The sequence below is a fragment of the Frondihabitans sp. VKM Ac-2883 genome, assembly GCF_015350875.1.
Lineage (GTDB): Bacteria > Actinomycetota > Actinomycetes > Actinomycetales > Microbacteriaceae > Frondihabitans.
Genome location: NZ_JADKSF010000001.1, coordinates 455,744 through 472,998 on the forward strand (window position 1 = coordinate 455,744; position 17,255 = coordinate 472,998).

The 17,255-nt window shown below is 69.3% G+C and carries 20 protein-coding genes; 5 read left to right on the forward strand and 15 right to left on the reverse strand.

Annotated features, from left to right (window positions below; all coding sequences use genetic code 11):
* Positions 1-22: 22 nt before the first annotated feature.
* The 6 genes from ITJ49_RS02345 to ITJ49_RS02370 form a co-directional block, all read right to left on the reverse strand.
* Positions 23-907, reverse strand: coding sequence for a hypothetical protein (locus ITJ49_RS02345; protein WP_228513893.1), 885 nt, complete (start codon positions 905-907; stop codon positions 23-25).
* A gap of 24 nt (positions 908-931) precedes the next feature.
* Entirely contained in the window at positions 932-1,234 is a 303-nt protein-coding gene (locus tag ITJ49_RS02350) for a hypothetical protein (protein ID WP_055964728.1), read from the reverse strand.
* A 188-nt stretch (positions 1,235-1,422) separates the two neighbouring features.
* Positions 1,423-1,746, reverse strand: a complete 324-nt coding sequence (locus tag ITJ49_RS02355; protein ID WP_055964725.1) for a hypothetical protein — start codon at positions 1,744-1,746, stop codon at positions 1,423-1,425.
* Between the two features lie 136 nt (positions 1,747-1,882).
* A complete protein-coding gene (locus ITJ49_RS02360) occupies positions 1,883-3,049 on the reverse strand; it encodes a DUF2510 domain-containing protein (RefSeq protein WP_194600885.1) in 1,167 nt (388 codons plus the stop codon).
* Between the two features lie 137 nt (positions 3,050-3,186).
* The gene (locus ITJ49_RS02365) at positions 3,187-4,038 is read right to left on the reverse strand and encodes a helix-turn-helix transcriptional regulator (RefSeq protein WP_194601396.1); all 852 of its coding nucleotides are present in this window, start codon (positions 4,036-4,038) and stop codon (positions 3,187-3,189) included.
* 189 nt (positions 4,039-4,227) lie between these two features.
* Entirely contained in the window at positions 4,228-5,067 is an 840-nt protein-coding gene (locus ITJ49_RS02370) for a glycosyltransferase family 2 protein (protein WP_194600888.1), read from the reverse strand.
* Positions 5,068-5,586: 519 nt separating this feature from the next.
* Between ITJ49_RS02370 and ITJ49_RS02375 the strand changes: the two genes are divergently transcribed.
* Positions 5,587-6,612, forward strand: coding sequence for a glycosyl hydrolase family 18 protein (locus ITJ49_RS02375; RefSeq protein WP_194600891.1), 1,026 nt, complete (start codon positions 5,587-5,589; stop codon positions 6,610-6,612).
* Positions 6,613-6,724: 112 nt separating this feature from the next.
* A complete protein-coding gene (locus ITJ49_RS02380; protein ID WP_123939743.1) occupies positions 6,725-7,015 on the forward strand; it encodes a hypothetical protein in 291 nt (96 codons plus the stop codon).
* Between the two features lie 145 nt (positions 7,016-7,160).
* Here ITJ49_RS02380 and ITJ49_RS02385 read toward each other — a convergent pair whose 3' ends face one another.
* From ITJ49_RS02385 to ITJ49_RS02395, 3 genes are all read right to left on the reverse strand, one after another.
* Positions 7,161-7,442: a hypothetical protein gene (locus ITJ49_RS02385; RefSeq protein WP_370544333.1), complete on the reverse strand. Its 282-nt coding sequence runs from the start codon at positions 7,440-7,442 to the stop codon at positions 7,161-7,163.
* 14 nt (positions 7,443-7,456) lie between these two features.
* Positions 7,457-8,053, reverse strand: coding sequence for a GNAT family N-acetyltransferase (locus tag ITJ49_RS02390; RefSeq protein ID WP_194600897.1), 597 nt, complete (start codon positions 8,051-8,053; stop codon positions 7,457-7,459).
* 191 nt (positions 8,054-8,244) lie between these two features.
* On the reverse strand, positions 8,245-8,949 hold the full coding sequence (locus ITJ49_RS02395) for a ScbR family autoregulator-binding transcription factor (protein ID WP_194600900.1): 705 nt from the start codon (positions 8,947-8,949) through the stop codon (positions 8,245-8,247).
* 184 nt (positions 8,950-9,133) lie between these two features.
* Here ITJ49_RS02395 and ITJ49_RS02400 point away from each other — a divergent pair, with 184 nt between their 5' ends.
* The gene (locus ITJ49_RS02400) at positions 9,134-10,237 is read left to right on the forward strand and encodes a glycerate kinase (RefSeq protein WP_194600903.1); all 1,104 of its coding nucleotides are present in this window, start codon (positions 9,134-9,136) and stop codon (positions 10,235-10,237) included.
* Between the two features lie 92 nt (positions 10,238-10,329).
* Here the strand turns inward: ITJ49_RS02400 and ITJ49_RS02405 are convergent, their stop codons facing one another.
* Together ITJ49_RS02405 and ITJ49_RS02410 are read right to left on the reverse strand one after the other, a co-directional pair.
* A complete protein-coding gene (locus tag ITJ49_RS02405; RefSeq protein ID WP_194600906.1) occupies positions 10,330-11,415 on the reverse strand; it encodes an alkene reductase in 1,086 nt (361 codons plus the stop codon).
* Positions 11,416-11,445: 30 nt separating this feature from the next.
* Positions 11,446-12,435 (reverse strand): MBL fold metallo-hydrolase, encoded by a 990-nt coding sequence (locus ITJ49_RS02410; RefSeq protein ID WP_228513895.1) that lies wholly within the window; start codon positions 12,433-12,435, stop codon positions 11,446-11,448.
* Between the two features lie 157 nt (positions 12,436-12,592).
* Here ITJ49_RS02410 and ITJ49_RS02415 point away from each other — a divergent pair, with 157 nt between their 5' ends.
* The gene (locus ITJ49_RS02415) at positions 12,593-13,486 is read left to right on the forward strand and encodes an SDR family oxidoreductase (RefSeq protein WP_194600910.1); all 894 of its coding nucleotides are present in this window, start codon (positions 12,593-12,595) and stop codon (positions 13,484-13,486) included.
* 39 nt (positions 13,487-13,525) lie between these two features.
* On the opposite strand, the gene ITJ49_RS02420 is transcribed toward ITJ49_RS02415, so the two are convergent.
* From ITJ49_RS02420 to ITJ49_RS02430, 3 genes are all read right to left on the reverse strand, one after another.
* Positions 13,526-14,740 (reverse strand): hypothetical protein, encoded by a 1,215-nt coding sequence (locus tag ITJ49_RS02420; protein ID WP_194600913.1) that lies wholly within the window; start codon positions 14,738-14,740, stop codon positions 13,526-13,528.
* A gap of 76 nt (positions 14,741-14,816) precedes the next feature.
* Positions 14,817-15,731, reverse strand: coding sequence for a GH25 family lysozyme (locus ITJ49_RS02425; RefSeq protein ID WP_194600915.1), 915 nt, complete (start codon positions 15,729-15,731; stop codon positions 14,817-14,819).
* A 2-nt stretch (positions 15,732-15,733) separates the two neighbouring features.
* Positions 15,734-15,919, reverse strand: coding sequence for a PspC domain-containing protein (locus ITJ49_RS02430; protein WP_055964692.1), 186 nt, complete (start codon positions 15,917-15,919; stop codon positions 15,734-15,736).
* Positions 15,920-15,999: 80 nt separating this feature from the next.
* Between ITJ49_RS02430 and ITJ49_RS02435 the strand changes: the two genes are divergently transcribed.
* Positions 16,000-16,497, forward strand: coding sequence for an SRPBCC family protein (locus ITJ49_RS02435; RefSeq protein ID WP_194600918.1), 498 nt, complete (start codon positions 16,000-16,002; stop codon positions 16,495-16,497).
* Between the two features lie 193 nt (positions 16,498-16,690).
* Here the strand turns inward: ITJ49_RS02435 and ITJ49_RS02440 are convergent, their stop codons facing one another.
* Positions 16,691-17,197, reverse strand: a complete 507-nt coding sequence (locus tag ITJ49_RS02440) for a hypothetical protein (RefSeq protein ID WP_233572921.1) — start codon at positions 17,195-17,197, stop codon at positions 16,691-16,693.
* Positions 17,198-17,255 lie beyond the last annotated feature (58 nt).

Consider the following 17,255-nt stretch of genomic DNA (forward strand, 5'->3'; position numbering starts at 1 on the left):
TCGGGGTACACGCGTCGAATCGTCAGGAGACCTGCGTCAGCCACTCCGCCAGGAATTCCGCGCCGGCCTCGTCGTGGATCGCCCCGGTCGCGCTGGTGCGGATCGGGTAGGCCTTCTCCGGCACGCCGTCACCCGGCCGGACGTCGACGTGCTCGACCTCGTACCCACCGGCGTGCAGCCAGTCGGCCATGGCGTAGTCGCTGCGGGAGTCGCCGACCGTTCGCCATGCGAGTGGCAGCTCGCCGTCCAGGGCGAGGAGTTCGAGGGCTCGACGGGCACCGAGGTCTTTGCCGAGCAGCACCGATTCGATGTCGGTCGAGATGATCGTGGGGTCGATTCGCCATTGCACGTCGCCGTGAGCGTCGGGCCGCACGTCGTCGAGACGGCGCACGCCGAAGCCGCGCCGCGCGAGCGCCTCCCGGGCGACTTCGTCAAAGAGCGCCTGCATGGCGAGATAGGTGGAGTTCTCGATCGAGGTGAGCTGCTCGACCGACACCATCGCCCGCTTGGTGCGATCGAAGAAGACCCGGTCGGCGAATCGCTCGGCGACCACGGCCTCCATCTCGGCCGCGAAGTCGGCAGGCATGGCGAGTGACTCGTCGATCTCGAGCTCACCCATGCCCCCGTCGAATCGCGGCCCGATCGAGAACCACACGGCGCCCTTCTCGCAGACTCCGTGCACCCTCGCGTGATCGGGCAGGCCCGCGGCGATGAGCGGCCCGACGACCTCTTCGCGGATGAACGCGTCGGAACGCCCGGTGTTGAAGACCAGGGGGATGCCCGCGTCGGCGAGCGCGACCAGATCGCGGGTGATGGCCGGGAGGTCGATGGTACGGGTGATCGGGCTGGCGATGGGGCCGTCGACGTCGAGGAGCAGGCCGAGGGCGGGGGCAGAGGTCGAGGGCATGCCCTCGATCATTCCAGGTCTTTGCTACGCGTCGACGAGCTCGTCGACGGGCACGACCGACTGCGAGAAGAGGAGCTCCTGGTAGGCGAGCTCTTCGGCCTGCTTCTGCGCCTTGCGCAGGCGGAGGTCGCGGCGACGTGCCGGCTCGTTCACGGGGGCGTCTCCGGCGAAGAGTGGTCGCAACTCGTCGACCCGACGGGCGATCCGATCGCCCAGCTCGCCGAAGAACTCATCACGGCCCGGCATGTCGAGAAAGCGCCGCTCATCGGCCGCTCGCCAGAGATCGCTGGCGAGCTCGCCATACGCGTTCATCTGCCCCTGCTTCATAACCGAGCCCCCGCTCCGTCAGTCGTTCCGTGTGACTAGTCCACAGCACCCGCCGAGAAGGTGCATCAGCCTCAAGACTGATCCTTCGAACTATCGGTCGGCACGCAGGTACCACTGAACTTCGTGAGAGACCGAACACCAGGATCCCACCACCCGCCAGACGACACCGCCAGCGGTCGAGATCGACTCTAGGCCGAACGCCCGTTTCCGTCGTGGGCATGCTCGAGCACAGCTCGCGCCGCGACCTGCAACACGTCGTGTGCATCGCAGCGGCGTTGCTCGGCGACCGCGCCGCTCAGGCCGGTCGTCATCGCGGCACTCGCCACTGCCAGTGCGCTCACGACCTCGGCTTGACGTGCCGAAAGGGGCTCGTCGCTCAGAGTGTTGACGAGCTCGATCAGGCCGCGTTCGCTGGACTGCTGAGCATCGTCGCCACCGTCGAGGGAGGCCGTGGCCACCGCGACGAGCGCCAGCGCCAGCGCGGCTGCCTCGCGTTCGGTCAAGTGGTCCATGGCGTGCACGGTACCCCGCCCGGCCGTGCGGGGCCGGAGGCGTCTCCCAGGTCGAGGGCCCTGACACTGCAAATCGGGCCGAACTCCACCCTTCGACGGTGTCCGGCCCGATTTGTGGTGTCGCGCTCGAGAGGCGCTAGAGCGACGATCCGATCGCCGAGAAGACTCCGACGATCAGGGCCGTGAAGGCGATGATGTTGATGACAACGATCGCGATGCTGATCCACAGCGGCAGCAGGCCACGACCCGAGCGACGGTGCACGACGACCGAACGGCCGATGATGTACACCAGCGGTGTGAAGAGCGCGAAGAACGACCAGGCCCAGTGGAACGGCCTGACGACGCCCTGGCGCTGCAGAGCCTTCCAGTCGAAGTAGGCGAGTACGACCGTCGCGGCGGCGATGAGGAGCCCGAGGATCGAGGTGAGCCCGGAGCTGGCAGTCGTCGTTCCGAAGCCCTGCGCCGAGTTCGGGTTCGCCTCGATCTGGCGGATGGCGTCTTCAAGCACCGGCTGCAGGCTCGCGAACGACAGGAGGCTGATGATGAGCGAGATGATCGGCAGGCCGACGATGACCCAGATGAAGATGTTGGTGACCTTGGCGTCTTTCGGCGCCTTCGGGATCTCCTGGCCGTAGCCATACTGCTGCGGACCGTACTGATTCTGACCGTACTGGTTCTGGCCGTACTGATTCTGCTGCCCGTAGGGCTGCTGGCCGTTCTGCTGCTGACCGTACTGGTTCGGGGCGTACTGGTTTTGGCCGTTTTGGTTCTGGCCGTACTGGCCCTGCTGCCCATAGGGCTGCTGTCCGTACTGTGCGGGCGCCTGGCCCTGCTGACCCTGCTGTCCATACGGCTGCTGCTGGCCCTGCTGGCCATACTGACCCTGCTGCCCCTGGCCCTGCGAGCCGTACGGCTGCTGCTGACCGTACTGCCCCTGCGAACCGGCCGAGCTCTGCGAACTCTGAGGGTTCTGCGAGCGCTGCTCGGACGCCGACCCGGGCGTCTGGTACCCGGGGATCCGCTCGCCGTAGGCGGGCCGATCGCGGTCGTCTCGCGCGGTGGGCGCCTGAGCCTCGGGCTCGACGGCCGAGCTGGGCGCGGCTACCGAAGCGGCCTCGGCCTGCGGTTCGGGCCGAGCGGCCTGCTGCGGTGGCGCGTCGTGCTGGTGCAGCGGCGCCTGAGGTTCGGGGCCACGGACGTGCTCCGTCCAGGCGCGGCCGTCCCACCAGCGGTAGCCGGGATCACCGGACGGGTTCGGATACCAGCCGGGCTGCGGCAGTGCATTTCCGGTCGAGTCGGTCACGAGGGTTCCTTTGCAGTAGTGACGCAGCTGCAGTAGTGACGCAGCGTGGCGTCGTCGTCAGGTCGACAACGGGGTCGTTCGTCGCCCAGCCTAGGTCGAGGATCCTTGCAGCGACCAGAGAATGAACCCTCAGACAGCTAAGCGGTCCCGCCGGCGAACGACTGCCGTCCGACGACGGCGAGCAGATCGAGCTTCTCGGCCGACTCGCTCCCCGGCACGGCTGTGAAGACGAGCAGTCGCTGCGAGTCGTCGTTCGGTGTCAGGATCTGGCAGTCGACCGCAATCACCCCGAGCTCCGGGTGGACGATGCGCTTCTCTTCGCCGCGCCGCTCGGCCACGTCGTGTTTCTGCCACAGGAGCCGGAACTCGGGGCTCCGCTCGAGGAGGCTGTCGACGATCGCGTGGGCGCGCGGATCCTTGGCTCCCCGTCGTGTCACCGAGACACGCAAATCGGCCACTTGCACCCGACTCTGGTGGTCGTGGTCTTCGGCGGGGTAGACGTCGCGGCCCTCGGGGTGCGTGAACCAGCGGTGCACCTGGCTGCGGTCGAGCCCCTCGTAGCGGAAGTCGTCGCCGAGGAGCGCCTGCGCGGCGGGATTCTGGGCGAGCGTCGTGCCGAGGTCGTCGATCACCTGGGCGGGGGTGTCGTGGAGCCGGTCGAGGATCCGGAGGAGCGTCGGGTGCACGTGCTCGCTCAGCGCCTGCCGCTGCGGCGGGTTGTGGCCGGCGAGGCGGTGCAGGTGATTCCGCTCGTCCACCGTCAGCCGGAGCGCCCGCGTGATCGCCCCGAGGATCTGCTCGGACGGCTGGGTGGCGCGCTGCTGCTCGAGGCGGCTGACGTAGTCGACGCTCATTCCGGCGAGCATTGCGACCTCTTCGCGGCGGAGGCCTGGCGTGCGGCGGCGGGCTCCGGCGCCGAGCCCGACGTCGGCCGGGCTGAGCGCCTCGCGGCGGCGGCGCAGGAAGTCGGCGAGCTGGGCGCGGTCCATGTCCATGCGTCGATTCTCCGCCCGTGCGGGGTGCCGAGCCAGGGATCGCCGCTCCCCCGCCCTGCTCGAGCCTCCCCTTTGCCAATTGGCGAGCGATCGGAAGACCGGGCCGGAAGTCACGCGTGACGGGAGCGACTCGGGTTCGGTTTCGCTCGCAAAATTGCGGGGCCGACGGTCGGGGCAGGCGGGTCAGCGCCGGGCGAATCGCTGTTCGACCTCGACGCGGAAGGGGGCGACGATCGGGGCGGCCACGACGATCGGCTCGCGACGGACGTGAGCGAGAGCGGCGTTCTCGCGGCGCCTCTCGTCGAAGATCGTCTTCAGCACGCGGATGCCGTCGCCAATAGCGTCGAGACTCGACTCGCTGTGAATGCGGTGCTTCTCGAACGACGGCACCTCGACGACGCGCAGCTTCGCGGCCGCGAAACGGCAGGTGAGGATCGTGTCGATCTCGAAGCCGTCGCCCCAGAGCATCGCACCGTCGGAGGGAGCCTCGACCGCCGAGTCGACCAGCTCGAGGGCGGGGAGCACATCGCGCCAGAACGCGTTGTAGCCGTAGCAGAGGTCGGAGTAGCGGGTGCCGAGCAGCACGTTGCAGATCAGGTTCAGGCCGAGATCCCGACCGGAGCGGAAGAGGTTCAGGTCGGCGGAGCCGCCACCCCTGCGAAAGCGCGAGCCCTTGGCGACGTCGGCGCCCTTGACGAGGGTGTCGACCAGGGCGGGGATGTCTGCGGGGTCGGCTGTCCCGTCGGCGTCGAACAAGACGATGATGTCGCCGGTCGCGGCCTCGAAGCCACAGGCGAGAGCATTGCCCTTGCCCGTGCGGGTCTGGTGGACGACCTTGATCCCGGGGAGGACACGGAGGGCGGTCTCGACGGTTCCGTCGACAGAGTCGCCGTCGATCAGGATGACCTCGTACGCGTCGGGGAGCTGAGGCAGGATCACCTCGAGGTTCGTGGCCTCGTTGCGAGCGGGAACGATGATCGAGATGGTCGGGTTCGATGGGCGGGGGGCAGTGCGGAACGTCATGTCGGGGAGCCCATTCGGGTAGGCGGTGCGTTCGGGAGTGGTGCCGACGCTCCTCGGCCTGGGTAAGACCTCGGTGCGCCGTCGGGTACCGCACAAGCTAGCTTCGAACGCCGACCTGCGCGAACCCCCCGCTTGGGGGGTCCGCACGCGAACGGCACCCCTGCGAGACCCCGTTCGGGCGTCTTTTTGTCACCCGATGGAGGGGGTGATGGCGTACCAGAGTCCTCGACGAGGAGGACACTCGTGTACCCCGAGCCGCGCCACGTCTCCATCGAGAGTCCTCCATTGTGCGGACACGCGCGAACCCTGTACCCCTCGGCCCTCGAGACGACGGCACCAAGGATCCGCCGCCCACGCCTCTCGAACCGACGCTTCTGACCCCTTTTCAGCCGCGCCCCACCCTCCCTCGGCCTCGCATTCGAAGTGCCTCTGCCACCCGAACTGGGGGCATATTTTCGCCTTGCGCAGCAGCGGCCGATTACGCAGGTCGACCACTGGGCATCCCACTACCCTCGATCCATGACCACACGATCGCCGCTCCGACTCCTGATCGCCTCGGCGGGAGTGGCGGCGCTCCTCGCCCTCGCTGGCTGCTCGAGCGCGGGCGGCCCGGCGAACACGGCGGAGATTCCGACCGGGGTGGCGTTCGAGGGCTACGCCGTCGCCGGCGACTCGGCCTTGAAGGCTCTCGCGAGCGACTCCGCCGCCCTCGACACAGTCGCCATCTCGGGTGTGAGCCTCACCTCGGAGGGCGGTGGAGTGGCGGCATCGTCGAGCGACGCGCTCGCCCTGCTCGCGAAGGCGCACTCCGCCAAGAAGAAGGCAGAGCTCGTCGTCGACAACATCGACGCGAGCAAGGGCGTCTACAGCCAGGCGATCGCGACCAAGATGCTCTCGAGCGAGTCGAACCGGCAGTTCGTCATCGCCGGCCTCGCCGGAGAAGTGGAGCACGGCGGCTACGACGGCGTGCAGCTCGACTTCGAGAGCCTCGCGGCGTCGAACTCCGACGACCTCGTCTCGTTCGCGAGCGAACTCCGCGAGACGCTTCCGGCGAAGGCCACGATCTCGATGGCGCTGACCGCGCAGACATCGGCGAGCGGCTACCTCGCCGCCGGCTACGACTTGGCGAAGCTCACGGCGTCGATCGACCGCTTCGTGCTGCTCGCCTACGGCGAGCACGGCAGCTCGTTCAGCGAAGCTGGCCCGGTCGGCGGGCTCCCCTGGGCACAGCAGGCATTGGCGGCGCTCCTCACTCTCGTTCCGGCGAAGACGGTCGACCTCGCGGTGGCGGGTTACGGCTCGACCTGGCCGACCACTGGCAAGGGTGGCGTGATCTCGCCCGCCGAGGCCCGCGAGCAGGCCGGGAGCCGCGCCAACTGGGTCTCCGCCCAGGGGGAATGGACGGCCAAACTCGCCGACGGCACCGTGCTCTGGTGGTCTGACGCGAGGTCGCTCACAGTGCGCGCGAATGCCGCGAAATCGGCCGGCCTGCACGGCGTCGCGCTGTGGCAGATCGCGACGGCCGACCCCGTGGCGAGAGGGTAGCGACGGGCTGGCGGATCCTCGTCCTCTAAATCCGGTTGGCGAGTCGTCGCTCGACGACGTAGAGTCCCGGTAATCGAACGTACGTTCGAATGAGAGGGGCGAGGTGGACGTCATGACCCGGGTCGACGAGGAGGTGTCTGTGTGGGTGTCCGAGGAGGGCATCCCGCAGCGGATCGTGTGGAAGGCCGAGCGATTTCGGGTGAGTGACACCCCGACGCGGCTGAATCCCACGTATCCCGGCTGGCAGACCGAGGCGGCATTCGACCCCGCCTTCACGCACCCGCCCGAGCCGCGCGAATCGTGGCGGTTCCAGGCCACAGCCGAGAGCGGGCAGACCATGGTCTTCGATGTGAGCCGCGAGCCGTACAACTCGCGCTGGCGGCTGCTGCGCACCTACGACTGAGCGGGTCGGGCCCGCTTGCCGCCTGCCGCCTGCCGCCTGCACCGAATTTGAAGGAAAAACCGTGGCCGGGGGCCCGCCGATCCGCTTGTCCTCGTCGGGCGGCGGCGGTTTCTCCTTCGAATTTGCAAGAGCTGCGAGCTGCGAGCTACGCGTACGGCAGCCGCGTCCAGGTGCCGCCGTCGCGCCGTGTCAGCGCCACCCGCTGCACCTCGGCGAGCGCCGTCGTCGCCATCGCGACGAGGTCGGCCACGCGAGCGGCTTGGCGGTCGGCATCCGCCGTGAAGCGGACCACCAGTCGGGCCTCGCCCCGCACGACCGCGACATCGCGCGCCTCGACGGTGACCTCGGCCGCCGCCGCCTCGGCTGCGCGGGGCAGAACGGCGTCGGGAGCGACCCCGGGTGCCAGCCGCCCAACGGTGAGGGTCACTCGATACGAGGCCATCAGGCATGCCCGGCGAGACGCTGAGTCAGCGATTGCCGCACGGTCGGCCATTCGCCGTCGATGATCGAGAAGACGACGGTGTCGCGGATCGTCCCGTCCGGCCACACTCGGTGATTGCGCAGCACTCCGTCTTGCTTGGCGCCGAGGCGTGCCACCGCGGCCCGCGACTGCTGGTTGTGCCAGTGCACCCGGAATTCCACGGCGATGCAGCCGAGGCTCTCGAACGCGTGCCCGAGCAGCAGCAGTTTCGCCTCGGTGTTGATGCCGGTGCGCTGCGCCTCACGGCCGAGCCAGGTAGAGCCGATTTCGAGCCGGCGGTGTTCCGGCTCCAGGTTGAGCAGCGTGGTGATGCCGACGGCGCGACCGCTGCGGGTGTCGATCACCGCCCACGGCACCTGCGTTCCGGCCCGATGCAGTGCGAGCCGCGCTCGGATGTCGTCCGCCATGTCGTCGGGCGCCGCGATGTGTGTCGCGTACCAGGTGCGCCAGAGGTCTCCGACGGCTACGGCCTCGGCGAGATCGGCGGCGTGGGTCTCGGCCAGCGGCTCGAGCCGGACGCGGCCGCCGACGAGGGTGGGAAGCGCGGTGAACTCCATGCGTCGACCCTATTGGCGCCGGCGCGTCACTGCGCCGTCGCGGCCGCCGAATTCGAAGGAGAAACCGCACGCCGGGGCCCGCCGATCCGCATGACTTCGTCGAGCAGCTCGCGTTTTTCCTTCAAATTCGAAGGGACGGCAGGATCCGGCACGCCGACCTCACCTCAGACCCGCTGTGCCACACGACCCCGCTACGGCCGGATCAGCGCCGGCAGCAGCTGCGACGACTCCACATGCTCCGGCGCCGCGATCCCCGAGATCAGGATCTCCCACATCTCGCGGACCCTCACGAACAGATCGGGTCCGTGCCCGAGTGAGTTCGAGACGAGATTGACCCCGACGAAGGCTCCGACGACGAATCGCGAGAGCTTCTCCGGATCGAGGCCGGGCCGGAGTTCGCCGTTCTCGACCCCGCGCCGGAGGAGGTCGACGGTCAGGTCGGTCCATAGGTCGTAGGGCGCGCTGATGTCGAGCTGGGCGACGAGCTCCTCCGTCGTCAGCTTGACGCCGGCCGCGACGACGGCGTCGTCGACGATCTGCGCGGCGAGGTTACGGTGGAGCCGGATCATCGTCTCGATAACGGAGTAACCCGCATCGAGGGTTTCTTGCGCCCGAAGCGCGGTCAGCCGCGTCTCTTCGGCGATCACGGCATTTGCGAGGTCGCGCTTCGACGAGAAGTGGAAGTACAGAGCACCCTTGGTCACCCCCGCCTCGACGGCCACCACGTCGAGGGTCGTCCGGGCGTATCCACGCTCGGCGAAGACGGTCGCCGCAGCCTGAATGATGGCGCTCTGAGTCGCCTGCGCACGCTCTTGGCGCGGCTTGGGAAGAGCCGGGGGCGTTGGTCGGTCGCCGTACCCCTGCTCGTTGTTCGTGACGCCATCGTCATCACTCACGATGTCACCGCCGTCTTTTCTCATTGGCAGTCTCCACACGGCCTGACCCGTGCGTGCTCATGCTAGACCGCGACCGAGCGGTCTACGGCGCTGGGCTCGAGATGGCGTTTTCGGGATAGGCGTGGGGGACGGCGGTGTGGAGGTGGGACGGCGGGGCTGGGGCAGGGGACCATAGGGTCAACCCATGAGGATCGTCATCGCCTGCGATTCGTTCAAGGGCTCAGCCACCGCCGCCGAGGTCTGCGCTGCCCTCGGCCGTGGCTGGCAGCGGGTGCGACCGGCCGACGACATTATCGTGCGCCCCATGGCCGACGGGGGCGAGGGCACGCTCGACGCCTTCGAAGCCGGCATTCCCGGTGCCGTCCGGCATCCGATCCGGGTGACAGGGCCTCTCGGCGAGGCCCACGAGGCGTCGTTCCTCACGCTGCCCGACGGCACGGCGGTCGTCGAGCTCGCCTCGACCAGCGGCATCACGCTGGTGCCGGAGGGTGGGCTCCGGCCGCTTGACGCGACCACGACGGGATTCGGGCAGGCGGTCGCAAGCGCCCTCGGGGCGGGGGCCGTCCGTGTGCTGCTCGCCGTCGGATCCTCGTGTTCGACCGACGGCGGCGCCGGCGCCCTGACCGCCCTGGGTGCGCGGTTCTCGAGAGCTGACGGCACGGCGATCGCCAGCGGGGCGCGAGGCCTCGCCGACCTCGCCTCGGTCGATCTCGACGGGCTCCCGGCACTGCCCACGGGAGGAGCGGTCGTGCTGTCGGACGTGACGAACCCGCTGACCGGGCCGACCGGGGCCGCCGCGGTCTTCGGTCCGCAGAAGGGCGCGACCGCCGACGACGTCGTGCTGATCGACCGCTGGCTCACCCACTACGCCGAGCTCATGCCGGGCGACCCGGGGTCAGCGACCGCGCCGGGTGCCGGTGCGGCCGGCGGTACCGGATTCGGGCTCCTCGCCTGGGGAGCCACGATCCAAAGCGGCGCCAGCTTCGTCGCCGACCTGCTCGACCTGCCCGGAGCGATCGCGGAGGCCGACGTCGTCATCACGGGCGAGGGCCGGTTCGACGACCAGTCGGCCGCGGGCAAGGCTCCGTCGGTCGTGCTCGACGTCGCGGAACAGGCCGACGTGCCCGCGCTGCTCGTCGCAGGGTCGATCACGGCCGACACGACGCGATTCGCTGCAACCGTGTCACTCAGCGAGCTGGCGGGCGAGACGGCGAGTGCGCTTCAGGATCCGACGCACTGGCTCGAGCGGGCAGGCGAGACTCTCGCTCTGGCTCACCCAGCGATCTGACGCGAATCGGCCGACATCGCGGCGCCGCGGCGCGCGATGTCGGCCGATTCGAGCGAGGTCACGCCCGAGCACCTCGTGACGCGGGCGACGCCCTACGCGTCGGCTCGCACCTGCAGGCTCGGGTAGTCGGTGTAACCCTCGGCGCCCGGGCCGTAGAACGTGCCGGGGTTCGGCTCGTTCTCGTCGGCCTCGGCCTGCCAGCGCTCGACGAGGTCGGGGTTCGCGATCGCGAGACGGCCGACGGCGATGGCGTCGGCGTGGGCCGACTCGATGAGCTCGGTGGCCTCGGCGCGGGTGGTGACCTGCCCGAAGCCGGAGTTGACGACGAACGCGCCGCCGAACCGCTCGTGCAGGTCGGTGACGAGCGCCCCCTCGAGGTCGGCCTGCAGAATGCTCACGTAGGCGAGGTCGAGCGGTGCGAGGGCGTCGATCAGGATGCCGTAGGTCTCGTGCACGTCAGCGGGATCGGTCTCGGCGATGCCCTGGATGTTGTGCGCCGGCGAGATGCGGATGCCGGTGCGGCCGGCACCGATCGCCTCGCGGACGGCCTTGACGACCTCGATGACGAAGCGGGCGCGGTTCTCCGGGCTGCCGCCGTACTGGTCGTCGCGCTCGTTTCCGCCGGGTGCCAGGAACTCGTGCAGCAGGTAGCCGTTGGCCGAGTGGATCTCGACGCCGTCGAAGCCGGCGCGGATCGCGTTGCGGGCTCCGACCACCAGCTGCTCCTTGACGTCGGCGAGCTCGTCGATCGTCAGGGCGTGCGGCACGGGGAAAGCGACCTTGCCCTCGGCGGTGTGGGTCTCGCCCTCGATCGCGATCGCCGACGGGGCGACGATGCGGTCGGTGCCGGTGATGTCGGTGTGCGAGACGCGGCCGCCGTGCATGAGCTGCAGCACGATGGTGCCGCCGCGGGCGTGGACGGCGCTGGTGACGACCTGCCAGGCCTCGACCTGCTCGTCGGTCTCGATGCCGGGCTGGCCCGGGTAGGCCTTGCCCTCTTGCACGGGCCAGACGCCCTCGCTGACGATCATGCCGAACGAAGCGCGCTGCGCGTAGTACTCGACGACGAGGTCGCCGGGAACGCCGCTCTCGCTGGAGCGGAGGCGGGTAAGAGGCGCCATAGTGACTCGGTTGTCGAGTCGGAGGTCGCCGAAGACGGCGGGTGTAAAGAGGTCCATTCCGCCGAGTTTAGGCCCGACGACAGGCAACTACCGTCGTCCGCCGACGTATTCACGGTGCAGGGCGGTCTGCGACAGCGCCGACCACAACTGAAACCCGCTGAGATTGTCGAAACCCGCAGTCCAGGAGAGCTTCGAGGCAATCTCCCAGATCGAAAGCGAAGGATCCGCGGCCACCGTAGCCCGCACCTCCGCCGTCCGCCGGAGGTGATGCTCTGCCGTCTCCGCCGCCCGCTCGGCCACCCCCGTGAACCGGAAGCCGTGCCCCGGCAGCACCTCGACATCATCCGGTCGCGAGATGCGCTCCAGCCCCTGCAGGTAGTCGGCGAGCGGGTTGGTCGTCGACGCTCCGCCGAGACCGAAGCCGCTGAACACGGTCGGCAGCAGGTGATCGCCGCTGAACAGGAGGCCTCGGCCGGTGTCGCGCAGACAGAGGTGACCGGGCGTGTGACCGGGCGTGTGCACGACGTCGAGCGCGAAGCCGGGCACATCGAGGCGGTCGTCGTCGGAGAGCAGCAGGTCGATCGCGGGGACGATCACGGGCGGCATGGCGTCGGCGACGGCGACGAGCTCGGCCGAGCGTTCGACGGGGACTCCCCACTCGCGCGCCTGCCGAGCGGTGGCCTCGCGGGTCGGCGGGTGCTCGGCCAGGGTCTGCAGGGCCGCTGCTTCGGCATGGTGCAGGGCGAGCGTGGCGCCGGAGGCGTGCTGGATCCTCGTCGCCATTCCGAGATGATCGGCGTGCAGGTGCGTGACGGTGACGGAACGGATCGCGTCGGGTCGGGCGTCGAGCGAGGCCAGCGCGTCGACGAGGCGGCCCCAGTTGTCGTCGCCGTCGGTGCCGGGGTCGATCACGTGGAATCCGCCCGAGGAGTCGCGGAGGAGATAGAGGAGCGACGCCGGCAGATGCTCGCCCGGCATCGGCTGGCCGAGAGCCCAGACGTCGTCGCGCACCTGTTCGAGGCCCGGCACACCGAACGCCGCGCTCGCGTCGAACTGGGCTGCGCTGGTCGACTCCATGCCGTCAGCCTACGAGCGTCGCGCTCGGCGAAGTACGACCGCGAGGGAGCGCGCGACCGGCACGGCCGAACCCCCTGTACCCCGCTTCGCTCACCGGACTACCGTCGGGCCCGGATACCCGTGCTCCGGTATCTCCCGCGACAGCGAAAGGCATTCCATGGCTCCCGATCAGTACGCATTCGAAGATCCCAGCAAGAAGTACGAGATGACCCCGCCCGAGCAGTATCTCGAGGGTGCCGGCAAAGACGAGGATCTTGCGATCCCCGCCGACCACGGCGAAGAGACCTACCGCGGCAGCGGCCGCCTCGAGGGGCGCAAGGCGCTCATCACCGGCGGCGACTCCGGCATCGGCGCGGCTGTCGCCATCGCCTACGCCCGCGAGGGCGCGGACGTCGCGATCAGCTACCTCCCCGAAGAGCAGGAGGACGCCGACAACATCGTCGCCCTCATCGAGAAGGCCGGGCGCAAGGCCGTCGCCATCCCCGGTGACATCAAAGACGAGGCCTTCTGCGAGCAGCTCGTGAAGACGGCCGTCGACGGTCTCGGTGGCCTGGACATCCTCGTCAACAACGCGGGCAAGCAGCAACACGTCGAAGACCTCCTCGAGCTCACGACGAAGAACTTCGACGACACGTTCAAGACGAACGTCTACGCCATGTTCTGGATCACGAAGGCGGCGCTCCCGCACCTCGCGCCCGGCTCGAGCATCATCAACACGACCTCGATCCAGGCGTACAGCCCGGCCGAGTTCCTGGTCGACTACGCGTCGACGAAGGCCGCGATCAACACCTTTTCGAAGGCGCTCTCGCAGCAGCTCGCCCCGAAGGGCATCCGGGTCAATGCGGTCGCTCCCGGCCCGATCTGGACCCCGCTGCAGCCCGCTGGCGGCCAGCCCGCCGATGCCCTGCCCGAGGTCGGCGACGAGACGCCGCTCGGCCGCTGGGGCCAGCCGGCCGAGCTCGCTCCCGCCTACGTCTTCCTGGCGTCGGGCGAGTCGAGCTACGTGATCGGCGAGACGCTGCACGTCAACGGCGGTATGCCCACGCCGTAATCCGGCGCTGCCCCGAGCACCCCGCGCCCGTCGTCCCGCTCAGGCGGTGACGGCGGGCACGGTGCCGAGGGCGACTTCGCGCTGCACCGCGAGAGCGAGTTCGCGCAGCAGCACGAGGTCGACACTGTCGGCCGGACGCGGTCGCGAGTCGATCACGCAGAGCGCGCCGACTCGGATTCCGCCGGGCCCCTCGATCGGGTAGCCGGCGTAGAACCGCGCGGCGGGGTGCGTGACGAACCGGTCGTCGGCCCAGAGGTCGGGCACGATGAACGGCCCCGACCCCTTGATGGTCTCGGCGCACATCGCTCCGCGCAGCGGAATCTCGCTGGCGTAGGCACCGGCGATCGCCTTGTTCCACACGCGATCGGGCCCCACGATCGAAAACGCCGCGCCAGTCGCAGCCAGAAGGATCCGCGCCCGCTCGACGATGTCATCGAACCGTCGCTCGCGCTGAGAGTCGAGGATCCCGAGGTCGTAGATGACGCCGAGCCGCTCGGACTCCGTCTGGGGCGAATCACGGAGCGGACAGATCTCTCGCCCCGCCGCGAACTGCTCGTCGAGGGGTGCACGGAGGCGCGCCGCGAGCATGTCGGCCACGGCGCGATAGACGTCGGACGACTTCGGGGGCGCAGTGTGTGCATCCGATGCCTGCCCGTGGGGAAGGGCGACGAAACGTACTCCCGGCAACTCGTCGCAGAGGTCGGCAGCCTCCGCGTTGAGTCGATCGGCGTGCTCGTCGAGGATGCTGCCCGGTGTGATGTCGAAGAGGCTCAGCGTCGAGGGTCGATCGATCTCGAGCACGACGATCTCGGCACCGTCATGGCGGTGCGCAATCGCCCGGGCGAGCACGGCCGCCAGCGACTCGCGGTAGCGCGCAACCGACGTCATGCGCAGGGCATCACTCAGCCCGAGCACCACGACGATCGCGTCGTACGCGCCGAGACGGCTCAGAGGCAACGCGGCCGCAGCGGAGGTGATGGTCATCGTCGGGTCGGCCAGGACATCGACGTCGGTGCCACGCCCGGTGCGCATGCTCACGCTCCGCGCGAGATGCCCCGGCAGCGCCAGGTCGTGACTCCGCACACCCCAGCCCACGGCTTCGCCGTTGCCGAAGATCAGAATGCGGTCGGGATCGACTCCCGGGGCGTGCGCCCAGGGGGCGTCATCCGGGCGGGGCAGCGTCAGCCGAGCGCCGAGGCCTGCGAAGCGCCCCCGGAAGAACGGGAGGGCAAGCGAATGCGGCAGAGAGGGCACGGTGGTTCCGATCGGCTTGCGGGTGAGGCGCTGACACAGGTGACTCTTGACTATCACCCGTGCGTCACCCCTGAGGCTAGTCCCCAGATGCGGGGGTGATCCGATCGGTCTGTATTTCGGGGAGCGCTTCGAACCGCGATTCGGCGAGCGCAACGAGGTCGTCGAACGACCCCGCGAAGAGGTTCTCGTCGGACGCCGCAACGTCGCCCTTGGAGCGGTTCGTGATGCCCTTGTAGCGCGATCCCGTGCTCGTGTACTGCCAGATGGTCCAGCCCGGCCAGCCGTTCGGGAGGTCGATCGATCCGCCGCCGACATCGTCGACGTAGCGGGCCAGGAACAGCGGGTACGACGTGAAGTCGGTCGACCCTCCGGTGCAGGTCTTCCACCAGTTCGCGTTCGTGTAGATGGCCGGCACTCGCCCGGTGAGCCCGGTCACGGTGTCGAGATAGGCCGACACCCAGCGCTGCATCTGCTTCGGCGTGAGGCCCCAGCAGGAGTTCGTGCCGTCCGACGCGGCGTAAGGGTTGAACTCGAGGTCGAGAAGCGGCGGCAGCGTCCAGCCGCCGTCGACACGGCCTCTGCCGAGCTCGCCGAGCGACGCCACGAAGTACTCGGCCTGCTTCACCGCGGTCGAGGTGTTCGGTTTCGCGAAGTGATAAGCCCCGCGGATGAGGCCCGCTGCCTTTGCGGTCGTGTACTGGTTGGCGAGACGCGCACTCGTGTAGGTGTCGCCCTCGGTCGCCTTGATGTAGACGAACCGTGCGCCCCGGGCATAGGCCTTTCTGAAGCTGACGCCGTGCTGGTAGGCGCTGACGTCGAGGCCGGGGACGGTCTGGTCGGGCAACGCCGTGCCCGAGGAGGTGGAGGGCGCGGCGGCGGCAACGGGCGGTGACCCCGCTCGCGACGGGCCCGGATCCTCAAGCACTGTCGAACCGGCCACGCTGAGCACGATCAAACCCGCGATCAGCGCCGCCGCTCGGCCGTGGGGCACGCCTACTTCTGCTTGGGGATCAGGATCCAGAGCGCCAGGTAGAGCAGGAACTGCGGCCCGGGCAGGATGATCGACACGACGAATAGCAGCCGCACGACGAAGCGGCTCCAGTGGAAGCGGTCGGCGATGGCCGCGCAGACACCCGCGATGACGGTGCCGCGCTTGGGTCGGACGAGGTGATGAGCCATGCCACGAGTGTGCCCGACCTGCCTGATCCCACCATGAGTGCGGGCCAACCCGAGTCGCGTGTCGGCTCCGAACCCCTCTCATGAGTACAACGTCGTCGTCGACCGCCTCCGCCCACGGTGTGGCCCGCTCGGGTCTCGAGGCCACGTGGGACGTCAGCACGCCCCTCACCCCCGTCGGCTTCTACCCCCGCTCCGGCCTGCTGCCCGCCGTCGTCGAGGTGCGCGATCAGACCGGCGCGTGGGACGCCCCGGGCCAGACCCGGCAGCTGATGCTGTCCGACGGCGGAAGCGTGATCGAGCACACCGTTCTCGTCGATCGGCCCGGCAAGTTCGTGTACGAGCTCAGCGACTTCCAGAAGCTCTTCGGGGTGCTCGTGTCGGGCGCCCGCGCCGAGTGGGAGTACAGCGAGGTGCCCGGCGGCACGCGAATCGACTGGACCTACACGTTCTTCGCGAGGCCACGCGCCGGGCTCGCGCTTCGCGGCATCGTGTCGCTGCTCTGGGGCCCCTACATGCGCCGGGTGCTGCCCGGGATCATCGCCGAGGTCGAACGGCAGGATCCGGCCCACCGCCGCTGAGGTCGGCGTCGCTCGCGCTCTGCGGTGCCCGCTCCGCTCGCCTCCGCTCGGCCCCGCTCGGCCCCGCTCTCCGCTCGGAGTCGGCGGGTGTAGTCAGGTGTCGGCGGGTGCTGGAGCACCCGCCGATTCCTCAGAACACCCGCCGACCTCTCGGGGGCCTTGCACGGGCCCCACCCAGGCGAAGGGTCCGCTGTCAGCCGTGCGCGAGCAGTTCGAGCCCGATCACCGCGAGGCCGAGCACGACTTCGGCGAGCAGCACGACGGCCTTCTGCCAGAACGGCAGGGTGATCCGGCGGACGGCGAGGAATCCCACGAAGGCCAGCGTCGCGATGAGCACCACGACCGCCGCCTGGATCGCAGCCTCGATCGACCACACGTCGAGCTGCGCGAGCAGAAGAAACACCATCGGCAGCACGACGACGCCGATCGAGCCGATGCTCACCGCGATCATGTGCCGGAGCTCCGGCGCGGTCGGCAGCTTCGCATGCACGGTCAGGTGGCTCAGCAGATCGGCCACGAAGACGGCGAGCAGGGTGCCGACCACAGCGATGAGCAGCGTGATCGCCGCCTGACCCGGAGTGGTCTCGGAGGCATGCGACTGAAGCGTGAGCACCACGGCGAGGCTCGTGAAGGTGACGTAGATGCGCTCCTTCAGGCTCTCGGCGCGCGCTTCGGCGTCGGGTGCGGGTCGGGTGCTCACCGGCTCAGCCTAGGCCGCGGGTGTCGCTCGCCGTGCTGCGCGTTACTCACCGTTTCAC